This window comes from Virgibacillus sp. AGTR (assembly GCF_016919725.2).
Classification (GTDB): Bacteria; Bacillota; Bacilli; order Bacillales; family Amphibacillaceae; genus Virgibacillus; species Virgibacillus salarius.
Map to the genome: position 1 here is coordinate 178,257 of NZ_JAJERH010000001.1, position 11,538 is coordinate 189,794.

An 11,538-nucleotide genomic window follows, 5' to 3' on the forward strand; every position below is an offset into this window, starting at 1 on the left:
ATTCATCATCCTTTTTTCTGAGCTATATACCAAGCTTAAGCAATACCCAATCCTGTTACAAAAGATTATTGCTTAAGCTCGAAGTACTATGAAAAAATATACCCATAAGCCTCATTGCCCATTGACTAGCTTACTTTTGCTCTTATGTTGTTCTCCTTAAGTGGGCTGTAAAAGTTTCCCGTATTCAACCAAGGTTTCACGAATTTCGTTTTGAAGCGATTTTGAAGGTAAATCCATCGGCAGTCGTAATACGGGTTCGATTTTCCCCATCATCCCTAAAGCTGTCTTTACTGGTGCAGGGTTTGTATCTTTAAATAGGACATCATTTAATTTCATTAATTCAAAATGCAAGTCTTGTGCACGCTTCACATCCCCCATTGTCCATGCATCATGCATCTCCGCTACCTTTGCTGGTTCTACATTAGCTGTTGCACTGATTGATCCTGCACCACCAATAGTCAACATCGGATAACAAAGTAATTCAATACCTGAATATAATAGGAAGTCTCTACCACAACGAAGCATTACTCTGTTCACATGTTCAAAATCCTTATTTGATTCTTTAACACCCACAATATTTGGACAATCCTCATTTAATTTAGCTAATGTTTCTACTTCCATATTTAATGCAGTGCGACCCGGAATATTATATACAATAATTGGTATATCCACCGAATCTGCTACCGTCTTGAAATGCTTATATAATGCTTGCTGATTCGGTTTATTATAATATGGAACAATAACCATGGCTGCATCTGCACCAATTTCTTGTGCCTTTCTTGTTAAATACATGGTTTCATCGTGGTTCGTTGAGCCAGTACCTGGTGCAAATGGTACTCGACCATTAATTGTTTTCTTCGCGTTATCCATTACTTTGACCCGTTCTTCAATGGTCAGTGAACTTGGTTCCCCTGATGTACCTGTAACAGAAATCGCATGTGTACCATTGTTCAACTGATATTCAATCAGTTCCGATTGTTTATCGTAATCAATTGAAAAATCAGCTTTGAACGGTGTAATAACTGGAGTGATTGACCCCCTTAAACGCTGCTTTATTTCCTCATATGTCTTGGTCATTTTGCTCATCCTTTCTTTTCATTAAACGATTTGAATTAACCTTATAGTACAAATTGCGGTTTTCTTTTTTTCAATTTCGGTTCATGTAGCGGCAATTTTCTCTCAGTTTGTACATCCAAAACTCTAGACGCTTCTTCAAACCAGCTGTCCGGCGCTTCATGTCCCCAAAATGTTTGTCGCATTGGATCATCTAAATCCCACTTAATTGGTTTGAAGTCGGGGTCACTCGTTAAATAATCTCCATTATATAATTCAATTCGATGACCATCTGGATCTCTTAGGTACAAGAAGAAGGCATTGGATAATCCATGACGACCTGGCCCACGTTCAATATTTGGTCCATACCCCATAGCCGCAAGCACATCACAACCATCTATTAAACTCATTGGGTCTTTTAGCCAAAAACCAATGTGATGTAGCCGTGGTCCTTGCCCATTCATGAATGCAACATCATGAACGGATGGCTTACGATGTAGCCAAGCAGCCCATATTTTATCTTCTTCTCCAACGGTATATTCTGAACACATAAATCCAAGTTGGTTGATATAAAAGTCATATGCTTGCTCCACATTTGGTACCATACAGTTAAAATGATCAATCCGCTGTACTTTCGCACCTTTATACAGGTCATAGCGTTGTAATAGGCGGTCAACCGTCTCCATTTCTGCGTAAAATTCTAATGGTAAACCAGAAATATCTTGAACTCGTAATGCACGCCCAAGTGCTCGTTGTGTTCCTTTTTCTAACCACTTCGCATCATTGCCTTGGCTAAGAAAGAATTTCTCCAGTTCATCGAGATCTTTTTCAGAGGTAACTTTATAGCTTATTGCTTCCACAGCAGCCTCCGGTTTCTTTCTTAACCAGAGGCTGTGATGATTGTGTTCTTCCAGCCCGCGGAAAAAAATATTCTCATCATCCGCTTCTGACTCGATAAATCCGAGCGCTTCATAAAAAGCTTTAGACTTTTTTAAATCGGTTACGTGTAAAATGGCACGACCTGAACGAATAATATCAAAGTTCATGCTGGCATTCCCCTCCCCATATAAAATCATGACAGCTATTACTTTCCAAATTGCGGAATAGGATGATCCTTTAAAGCAACATGGATAATTTGTGTTTCCGTATAGAATTCAAAGGCATAATGTCCACCTTCACGACCAATTCCACTGTGCTTTGATCCTCCAAATGGTGTTCTTAAATCACGTACATTCTGTGAATTCACCCATAACATACCAGAATCAATCGCTTGAGCAACACGATGCCCCCGTTGTATATTCTGTGTCCAAACGTAACCAGCTAAGCCGTAGCGAACATCGTTAGCTAAGTCAATAACTTCTTGTTCATCTGTAAATGTCATTGCAGCAATAACTGGTCCAAATATTTCTTCCTGTATCACACGCATTTGATTAGTTGCATTCAGAATAAGGGTTGGCGCAACGTAATTACCTTTGCTGTCTGGAACATTTCCACTAATTACTTCGCATCCTTCTTTTTTAGCAATTTCAAGATAATTCCTGACATTAGCATAATGATTTTTATGAATAAGTGGACCAACCTGTGTATCTGCTTCTAACGGATCTCCTACTTTTATCTTGTTTATACGTTGTTTTAACTTATGAATAAACTCATCAGCTATATGTTCATGCACATACAAGCGCGAATTCGCCGTACAGCGCTCTCCATTAAACGAGAATATCCCCCATGTACATGCATCAAGTGCACGTTCAACATCAGCATCGTCAAAAACAATAATTGGTGATTTTCCACCTAACTCCATAGAAAAGCTCTTCAAAGCGTCCGCACCATTTTTTAAGATTTCTGAGCCAGTAGTCGTCTCTCCAGTAAATGAAATCAACTCAACATCGGGATGTGCTACAAGGGAAGCACCTGCTGTTTCTCCATAGCCGTGAACTACATTAAATACGCCTTTAGGAAGTCCTGCCTTGTCTATGATTTCTGCCAATCGATTAGCAGTCAATGGAGACCACTCCGCCGGCTTTAAGATAACGGTATTCCCAGTAGCCAATGCTGGTGCTATTTTCCATGTTTCTAACATAAATGGTGCATTCCATGGTGTAATTAACCCAGCAATACCAATTGGTTTATGAATGGTATAATTTAAAAATTCATCATCCACTTGATATGCTTCTCCTACCATGCGCGTAGAAACCATTTCAGCATAAAAACGGAAATTATAGGCTGCTCTACTCACCATTTTCTTGGTTTGACTTATTGGTAAACCAGTATCAAATGATTCTAGAGGGGCTATCTCTTCAATATGCTCATCAATAAGATCTGCAATTTTGTAGACATATGCAAGCCGATCTTTTACTTTTAAGTTGCCCCATTCTCCGTTAAAGGCAGCTCTTGCTGCCTGTACAGCTTTCTTAATATCAGCTTGATCACCTGATGCAACCTTGTTTATGGTTTCATTTGTATATGGACTTATATTTTCAAATGTGTGCTGACTTTCGGCTTCAACGAATTCTCCATTGATATAGAGCTTGATATCTTTTGTTTGCTGTTTCATTTTCAAATGCTGATCAGCTACTTGATTAGCCATGTGATTTCCACTCCTTTGAATATAATATATTAAATCATATATAATAATTTCGATCGTTAACTATACATATTCAACGGGTTCATGTTTTCCGTATTTTCCACCGAAGAATGTTAACGGATTTCCATCTGTTACATTCATATCGATCACTTTACCAATAAACAATGTATGATCTCCAACTTTTACGCTACGATCTAAATCACATACTATGGAGGCTAGAGCGTTTTGGATTACCGGAACTTGTTGTATATAATCAAATTCTATTTCCTCGTCAGCATTTGCTTGACCAGCAAAGTGCATGGAAATATCCTGCTGCTTATCAGACAGAAAACTAACAGCAAATTTCTCAGACTGGTTTATTTTATTTAACATATTAGCTCGATTGTCAATGGAAACCGTTATCAATTGAGGATCTAGTGAAACAGACATAAACGCATTCGCTGTCATGCCATGATGATTATCTCCCGATTTTGTTGTAATTACCGTAACTCCAGTGGCAAATCTCCCCATTGCATTACGAAACTCTCTGTTTTCCATGCTAATTCTCCTCCTTTATTGTAAGATGGAAACTGACTCTACGGAAATCATGGAAATTACTTAGAACATCTATCTTGGTAGTCTTACTCATAACGCATTCGATTTTACTACCACCAACCATTGGCTATCACCGTTATATTGCAATACGCCACTTGAGAACCTTATAGCTTCCTTCATGTGGCTGCCTGTTGGCTTAAGTAAATTACAATTTATAACTGTATTAGAGAAAGTAATTTTCATTTGATAATGAACACCGAGCCAATTTCTAGGCTCAATGTATTACCATCAATTTTATTTGGCTTTCATAATAAAATATCGCTACATTTCTGATATGAAAAATGAAAATTTTATAATTTCACTTGCCCCATGTGCTGACTACTTAAAAAGTCCCGAACTTGGGCTTTATACACTTCTTTATCATATTTATCAAAATACGCCATGCCCATTTTAATTGGATCGCCAAAAAAGTAGTATTCATAATGCGTTTGGCGACTACCAAATGCACTCATTGTCAAATCCCAAGCTAAACGAAAAATCTGTACGCGCTCATAACCTTCAACGTTTTTTCCTTGCATAGCACGATGAAGAATTGGACCAATTTCTTCATTTTCGAAATCAGCATATGTTGGTATTCCCATCATGCCTGATGCTCCTAAAATCCTTAGTATTTCAGCCATTCTCGGATAAACACGAGGAAACCAATTTCTAGCAGCATCTAAAGCTTGGAAATTAGGTGTCATCATCCCCCACCTATCCAATTTTGCGCTATGCTCAGCTCGAAATAGATGAGATTTCATTGTTTCTAAGGTAAGCATGATTTCTGTGCCTTTATCTTTTACGTGCTGGAATCCATCAATGCCAATCGAATCCATTAGTGTAAGAACAACCCCAAGCAGGAATTCAGTTTTAGCGATATCCTTGACAATCACTTGATGTGTCATATGCACAACTGCATTCGTCTCAGAAAATGCCCGATTACATATGGATGAATTTTCTAAAACGAAGATTCGGTCCCACGGTACAAGTACATGATCAAATGCGACAATGGTATCCCCTTCTTCAAATTTAGAACTGAGTGGATGATCATATTGATTCTTTCCATAGTCAAACGATTCACGACTCAAATACTTTAGTCCTGGTGTGTTATTCGGAATTGCAAAAGCTAACGAATAAGGATCGTCTAATTCACCTGATTTTTTAACTGTAGATGGAAATACTAGAATTTCATCCGTAATACCACCTTGCGTTGCTAAAAGGCGAATCCCATCAACTACGACACCTTCATCATTTTTTTCTACTACATGAAGAGCGACATTTGCATCTTTCTGCTCAGCCTGAATCTTTGCACGATTCACCTGTGGGTGAATTAATGTATGGGTCAAACTAATGTCTTTTTCCCTTGCAAAAGTAGCAAAGTTCCTTGCGTTTTCAGCAAACATTGGGTCACCCTCGGCATAGAATTCACTTGCTGCTCCCATTGCCATAACATCAGCATTTAAATAATCAGGAGATCTTCCCATTAACCCTTTCGTAAAACTTTGCCATTCCATAATTGCCTCACGTCGCTCGATTAGTTCATCAATGGTGGTTGGTACCATAAATGTCTTCCCTACTTGGTCTCCTGTAGTAGGAGAAGTGTAGAGCATTTTTTTTGGTTTTTCATATTGAATATCATATAGTCTTGCCATGGACTGAACTGCATTTTTAAATGCCGGATGCTCTGTTACATCTTCAACACGTTCTCCATGAATATACACATTATTATTCGCTTGCTTTAAACGATCGATATATTGTTTTCCTGATTTTGCTGGCATATACTTTCCTCCTATACTTTATTATTGTAAGCGGTATCATTTCGGTCCAATGCACAAACTTTTTTCTGAATAATACCTTTAATTAGAATAATAGCACGATTATTTCTATATTAATAATATCTATTTCATTAGTAATCTATATATATAATATATATTTGTTTTAAAAGATATTGTTTTTGTACATCAAATCATATATAATCCAATGAAAGTAAGCGTTACCAACTAAAAAAGGATGAATAGCTCAATGGAAATAAGACATTTACGGTATTTTCAAGCTATAGCTAATGAAGGGCAAATTACCCGAGCAGCTAATAAATTACATATGGCCCAGCCACCACTAAGTCAAAGCTTGAAGTCATTAGAAGAAGAACTAGGAGTTAAATTATTGGAACGTAACGGGCGTAAAATGGAATTAACAGATGCAGGAACAGTACTCTATAATAAAATTAACGAATTGTTCGATACATTAGAAGAAACAATTACAGAGGTAAAAGAAACTGGGACGGGTACGAAGGGAAGTATTTCGCTCGGTTGTGTGAAAACTTGCTTCTCTCACATACCAAGGCAAATAAAGCTATTTCAGGAAAAATACCCTCACGTACACTTTTATTTAAAAGAAGGAGATTCCTATTCGCTTGCTGAACAACTAAGTAATCGAGATATTGACATTGCCATTATTCGTTTACCATTAGAGATGCAAGCCTTTAATTCCCTTTCCCTTCCGGATGAAAAATATATCGTAGTAATGCCAGAACAATGGTGCGAATCTTCCATGATAGCTACTACAATGAGACAACTAAGCACATTTCCATTGTTACTATTACACAGAATTAGCGGCATTGGACAATATGAATTAATCCTTGATCAATTTGAAAGTTTTAATCTACACCCTAAAATAGTCTGTGAATGTCCAGATGTAGACATGATTCTCCAACTTGTTAGTGAGGAGGTTGGAGCAACAATTGTTCCTGAGTCGACACTATCTGGACATCAATTACGTGGGCTAAAAACATTAACAATAGAAGATAATACAATCATTTCTCAGTCATCTCTTATTTGGTTAAAGGACCGTTACCTTTCTAAAAGTACAAGGCGATTTATTGAATTATTTCAATCCGAAAAGCTTGAGAAAGAAACTATCTTCGAATGACCGATTGGATGATACGCATAAGATTTGTTAGTTTCAACCATTTAAATCATTCCTCCAGGATGAATCGCATACATTTTACCATCTAATGCAAAGGAAGCTTTACCTGTTTCTTCTGATACAACAAGTACAACTGCGTCACTAATTTCAGATAATCCTAATGCAGCCCTATGTCGTGTTCCCATTTTTTTATCACCTGCTACCTGTTGAGAGAGAGGAAGAACATTTCCCGCAGAGATTATGGTATTCCCTTTAATTAGGACAGCGCCATCATGAAGTGGGCTTCCAGGGTAAAATATGGATTCCAATAAGGCATAACTAAGATTTGCACCAACTGGAATCCCAGAATGTAGGAATGTTTCCAACATATCATTTCGTTCAACAACCATGAGTGCCCCGTGTTTACGCTCGGAAAAATGTTGTATCGCTGTTGATAAGGCTTGATAGCGATCAGTGTATGAGGATAAGTATGAATTTAAATAATACGAAGCAGCTGTCTTTTGTAAATCATGAAACGTATGATGGATATGCTCAAACTCATTTAATATACAGCAGTCTTTTCTTTCAATTGTATCAAGCACATGATTAATATCAGATGTAATTTGTGTTAAATATTTGCTTAAATGGTTCTGCATTTCATCAGATAGCCCTAGATTAACATTATCCATTTTACACACCTCTATCTTTTTTATCGGTTCTACTTACTTTTTCCCTTTAAAAGAAAGGTATACGGACATCTATTGTTTTATATTATTTATTGAAGTATATATCGTTAATTAACATCCCCAAGATAAACGGGAGGCTTTACTTCAGCCATATATTCAATTAAATAGGGACGAAGTGCTTTTGGATATAGCCGATAGTTCTCAATGCTTGAAATAGGTAGCCAAGCTACATCAATTTGACCATCATCAGGAAGAACGCCATTCATTACTTGGCTTCTATCTCCCTCTAAACTAGCAATAAACATATATTCGATTTGATGCGTATCCCCATCATATGTGGCATGTTCATGATTTTTTCCGATATATTCACGTATGCACAATAATTCACCAATTTCTACAACTGCACTTATCTCTTCTAATACTTCTCTTTTTAAGGCCTGATGTAAATTTTCACCTTTATTTTGCCCACCTCCAGGCAACAAATAATAATAGCCATCTCTATCTTGCTTCATTATTGTTAAAATTTCACCCTCATGAATAATAATTGCTTTGGCAGAATTTCTAATCCCCATAACTTTCCCTCCTACGCTTTTTTACGCTTGTATTCTCATGTGCAAAGTTATTGATTAATTAACTTAGAGTAATGAATCGTTTATCATTACATATAAAATTAATCTAATTAAACCTAGATGAATAATTAGTCTTTTTATACTTTTCAAAACTGGCTGTAACGTAAGGCAGTGTATTATTCATGCGGAAAAATTACTCATCCTCTATGCTAATCTATTAATAAGGGAGCTCTATTTCTTAACATAGACTCCCTCTTGTTGAGATCACTTTGACTGGAGCTTCTGCTGGAGCAGACGTAATTCCTGATTTAGTTCAGCTAACATAACTTCCATTCCCTCTTTTTTAGTCAAATCTGTTGACAGATAAATTGGTTTGCCATATATAATTTTCGGTTTCACACGCGTCAACAGATCTTTAAAATTATTTGGCCCACTATAAGCCACCGGAATAATTGGAACATTCGCATGTCCTGCAATCGTAACTGCACCTCTTTTTAAAGGAACTTCCTCACTCGTTCTCGTACCACTTGGAAAAATCCCCACAACCTTTCCCTCAGATAGTAAACGTCTGGGAATTTTAATGGTACTCGGACCAGGATTTTCTCTATCAACCGGAAATGCGTGGAGCCCCTCCATCAACCATTTTAAAAATCGAGTTTGAAAGAGCTCTTTTTTTGCCATATAATGGATTTTTGTTGGCAGAACAGATACTCCGAGCCATAATATATCAACCCAACCTGTATGCGTACAAGCTATAACATAGCCACCTGATGTCGGTACATTTTGCTTTTCGTATACACTCAATCTTCCAAACAAACGTAATATTATTTTTAAAGCATGTGCTGCGAAATAATACATATCCTGAAACCCCTTCACTTTATAAATAGATTGATTTATTCTTACGACTTCATTCTAACATAAAGTATTAATACCTGATACTAATATTGTATAAAGCTCAACAATTTTTTTAAGCTTCTCTCAATAATATTCGTTCTCATTGCTAAGAAGATAGTAATCGGTTACGATAATCTTATGCTGCATAAGGTATAGCTAATATTATCCTTCCATTATTTGCAGTTGAACGACGCTGGTTCTTACAGGAATGGAGCAAAATTATCTTTTTCTTCCTGTGAGAGCGGAATAAAGGTGATAAGATGAATGAAAGAAAGCGACAAGTTTTAGTTACTGCACAACAACTTTTCATCGAGAAAGGGTTCTCTGCTACTTCCATACAAGATATTTTAGAGGAATCAAACATTTCAAAGGGAACATTTTATAACTATTTTTCCTCGAAGAATGAATGTCTAATAGCAATATTAGAATATGTTAATGAGGAGACATTTGTTAGGCGAAGAGAAATTCTTATTGGACAAAACCTTTCTGATAAAAAAGTTCTTGCAGAACAAATAGCAATTCGTATGCACATTAATCGCGAACAGAATCTATTTCTTCTGTTTGAAGCTATTTTCCATTCCGGTGACGATGAACTAAGAGATTTTGTCAAAAAAAATCATTTAGCCGAATTATTTTGGCTAAGAGATAGACTAATTGATGTATATGGCAAAGCATCTGCTCCCTATGCACTTGATTGTGCAGTCCTTCTACTTGGCATGATGCAACATATTATTCATATTTGGACTGCCTCATCAAAGAATTTAAGTGATATTACTGAGCTTGTAGCCTATGTGATTAGAAGAATAGATGCGATTGTACCACAATTGATACATTCAAAAGACCTGCTTTTAGATGACGATGTACGAAGCACATTAGCGAGAAACATAGGTGATAAGAAAGGATCCAAAGACCAACTTTTAACTCAATTAAATGGCTTCCACCAAAAACTTGATACGAATACTACATCAAGCGGTCTGGAGTACTTGCTATTTCTACTTGAAGAATTAAAAAAAGATGATCCTAGATATTTCCTGATCGAGACAATTTCGCACTCATTTAAAGAAGTATTTAAAACAACGCCCCATGAAGTAGAGGCCAGAGAAATAGCCTTCAAGCTATGGAATTTTGTAGATTCTACAAACACAAAAGAATAAGATGATCTGTAACTAGGAGCAAGCTCGATAGATTGAGATTGCTCCTTTTTGTTTTCTAAATATAGATTATCCAATTCAGACTGCCTTTTCACGTTTGACTTTCACTTGTTCTCTATACTTTCTCATAAAATAAAACAATTGAAATAATTAATTCTACTACTAAACAGAACATATATTTTGTTGTACAATGTAATAGTCTGTTTTTCTATAATCTCGTATAGGATGGAGGGAGTACTACTAAATGAATGGTACAGCACATGCAACAATTGGAGCAGCAACAGGATTTATTATAGCAAACAACCTTCAATCTACTCCTTCGCAAACACTTTTACTAATCGGGATCGGTACCGTATCAGGTTTACTTCCTGATCTTGATATCGATGGTAAATTAAGAGGAAAGATAACCTTATCTCATAAGATGTTTCGAGCGGTTGCACAATTAATTGGTGTTTTGCTTATTTGCTATAGTTTCTATGAAGGAGCAAATAATGAAAGGTACATTGGGATGGGAATCGGTTTAGCACTGTTGGCATTATCTTCATCGATCAAGCAAAAGCATATGCTAACCATTACCGGGATTGGTATACTAGCGGGTGGACTATCCTTACAGGAAATGTGGTTACTATTGCTAGGAATCTATATTCTTATTGCTTCCTTTGTAGCACACCGTACATATACGCATTCTATCTTGGGGGTTATTTTCTTTGGGTTTATTGCTGCTAACCTAGAATCCTCACTTGCTGTTGACGGCGTTTACTATACCTGCCTCATTGGGTATATTAGCCACTTAGTTGGAGATAGCAAGTTCCTCCCGTTTAACAAACGAGGCATTAAGCTTTTTCTACCAATTTGGTCAAAGGACATGTAAGTAAGTTAGGAGTTAGTGATAGCATTTTCTCCAAATGCCACTAACCTCTTGCTCTTCATCCCATGAAGTTCAGATTCAGTCGTAACTAGGTACGGTTGCTTCAAACCAACCTATGTATCTTCTACCAGTTCTCTATTAATATAGTGTTCCCACATGCTTCCATATGCTTTGTTTTCCCTCATGTCCCTTCTTGTTGATGGAAAATTAGATCAACAAATAATTGCTACTATACTTTTTTCAACTCAGTCAGTTT

Annotated in this window: 11 protein-coding genes; 3 read left to right on the top strand and 8 right to left on the bottom strand. The window is 36.8% G+C overall.

What is annotated here, in order from left to right; all coding sequences use genetic code 11:
- Positions 1-156 precede the first annotated feature (156 nt).
- From hpaI to hpaB, 5 genes are all read right to left on the bottom strand, one after another.
- Complete coding sequence (hpaI, locus tag JUJ52_RS00855; RefSeq protein WP_121604938.1) at positions 157-1,077, bottom strand: 2,4-dihydroxyhept-2-ene-1,7-dioic acid aldolase; 921 nt, start codon at positions 1,075-1,077, stop codon at positions 157-159.
- 41 nt (positions 1,078-1,118) lie between these two features.
- On the bottom strand, positions 1,119-2,099 hold the full coding sequence (gene hpaD, locus JUJ52_RS00860; RefSeq protein ID WP_026681705.1) for a 3,4-dihydroxyphenylacetate 2,3-dioxygenase: 981 nt from the start codon (positions 2,097-2,099) through the stop codon (positions 1,119-1,121).
- A 38-nt stretch (positions 2,100-2,137) separates the two neighbouring features.
- Complete coding sequence (gene hpaE, locus JUJ52_RS00865; RefSeq protein ID WP_205388442.1) at positions 2,138-3,640, bottom strand: 5-carboxymethyl-2-hydroxymuconate semialdehyde dehydrogenase; 1,503 nt, start codon at positions 3,638-3,640, stop codon at positions 2,138-2,140.
- Positions 3,641-3,700: 60 nt separating this feature from the next.
- Entirely contained in the window at positions 3,701-4,174 is a 474-nt protein-coding gene (locus tag JUJ52_RS00870; RefSeq protein WP_026681703.1) for a flavin reductase family protein, read from the bottom strand.
- 347 nt (positions 4,175-4,521) lie between these two features.
- On the bottom strand, positions 4,522-5,988 hold the full coding sequence (gene hpaB, locus JUJ52_RS00875) for a 4-hydroxyphenylacetate 3-monooxygenase, oxygenase component (RefSeq protein WP_121604936.1): 1,467 nt from the start codon (positions 5,986-5,988) through the stop codon (positions 4,522-4,524).
- Positions 5,989-6,232: 244 nt separating this feature from the next.
- Here hpaB and JUJ52_RS00880 point away from each other — a divergent pair, with 244 nt between their 5' ends.
- Positions 6,233-7,138 (top strand): LysR family transcriptional regulator, encoded by a 906-nt coding sequence (locus JUJ52_RS00880; protein ID WP_026681701.1) that lies wholly within the window; start codon positions 6,233-6,235, stop codon positions 7,136-7,138.
- A 41-nt stretch (positions 7,139-7,179) separates the two neighbouring features.
- Here JUJ52_RS00880 and cdaS read toward each other — a convergent pair whose 3' ends face one another.
- The 3 genes from cdaS to JUJ52_RS00895 form a co-directional block, all read right to left on the bottom strand.
- Positions 7,180-7,803, bottom strand: coding sequence for a sporulation-specific diadenylate cyclase CdaS (gene cdaS, locus JUJ52_RS00885; protein ID WP_026681700.1), 624 nt, complete (start codon positions 7,801-7,803; stop codon positions 7,180-7,182).
- A 104-nt stretch (positions 7,804-7,907) separates the two neighbouring features.
- Complete coding sequence (locus JUJ52_RS00890; protein WP_121604935.1) at positions 7,908-8,372, bottom strand: NUDIX domain-containing protein; 465 nt, start codon at positions 8,370-8,372, stop codon at positions 7,908-7,910.
- A gap of 261 nt (positions 8,373-8,633) precedes the next feature.
- On the bottom strand, positions 8,634-9,227 hold the full coding sequence (locus JUJ52_RS00895; protein WP_026681698.1) for a lysophospholipid acyltransferase family protein: 594 nt from the start codon (positions 9,225-9,227) through the stop codon (positions 8,634-8,636).
- A 296-nt stretch (positions 9,228-9,523) separates the two neighbouring features.
- Between JUJ52_RS00895 and JUJ52_RS00900 the strand changes: the two genes are divergently transcribed.
- Entirely contained in the window at positions 9,524-10,417 is an 894-nt protein-coding gene (locus tag JUJ52_RS00900; RefSeq protein WP_026681697.1) for a TetR/AcrR family transcriptional regulator, read from the top strand.
- Positions 10,418-10,658: 241 nt separating this feature from the next.
- Positions 10,659-11,285, top strand: coding sequence for a metal-dependent hydrolase (locus JUJ52_RS00905; protein ID WP_026681696.1), 627 nt, complete (start codon positions 10,659-10,661; stop codon positions 11,283-11,285).
- The last annotated feature ends 253 nt before the right edge of the window (positions 11,286-11,538 follow it).

Coding starts and splice junctions, on each gene's coding strand:
- hpaI (WP_121604938.1), bottom strand. CDS start 1,077: ATGACCAAGACATATGAGGAAATAAAGCAGCGTTTAAGGGGGTCAATC.
- hpaD (WP_026681705.1), bottom strand. CDS start 2,099: ATGAACTTTGATATTATTCGTTCAGGTCGTGCCATTTTACACGTAACC.
- hpaE (WP_205388442.1), bottom strand. CDS start 3,640: ATGGCTAATCAAGTAGCTGATCAGCATTTGAAAATGAAACAGCAAACA.
- JUJ52_RS00870 (WP_026681703.1), bottom strand. CDS start 4,174: ATGGAAAACAGAGAGTTTCGTAATGCAATGGGGAGATTTGCCACTGGA.
- hpaB (WP_121604936.1), bottom strand. CDS start 5,988: ATGCCAGCAAAATCAGGAAAACAATATATCGATCGTTTAAAGCAAGCG.
- JUJ52_RS00880 (WP_026681701.1), top strand. CDS start 6,233: ATGGAAATAAGACATTTACGGTATTTTCAAGCTATAGCTAATGAAGGG.
- cdaS (WP_026681700.1), bottom strand. CDS start 7,803: ATGGATAATGTTAATCTAGGGCTATCTGATGAAATGCAGAACCATTTA.
- JUJ52_RS00890 (WP_121604935.1), bottom strand. CDS start 8,372: ATGGGGATTAGAAATTCTGCCAAAGCAATTATTATTCATGAGGGTGAA.
- JUJ52_RS00895 (WP_026681698.1), bottom strand. CDS start 9,227: ATGTATTATTTCGCAGCACATGCTTTAAAAATAATATTACGTTTGTTT.
- JUJ52_RS00900 (WP_026681697.1), top strand. CDS start 9,524: ATGAATGAAAGAAAGCGACAAGTTTTAGTTACTGCACAACAACTTTTC.
- JUJ52_RS00905 (WP_026681696.1), top strand. CDS start 10,659: ATGAATGGTACAGCACATGCAACAATTGGAGCAGCAACAGGATTTATT.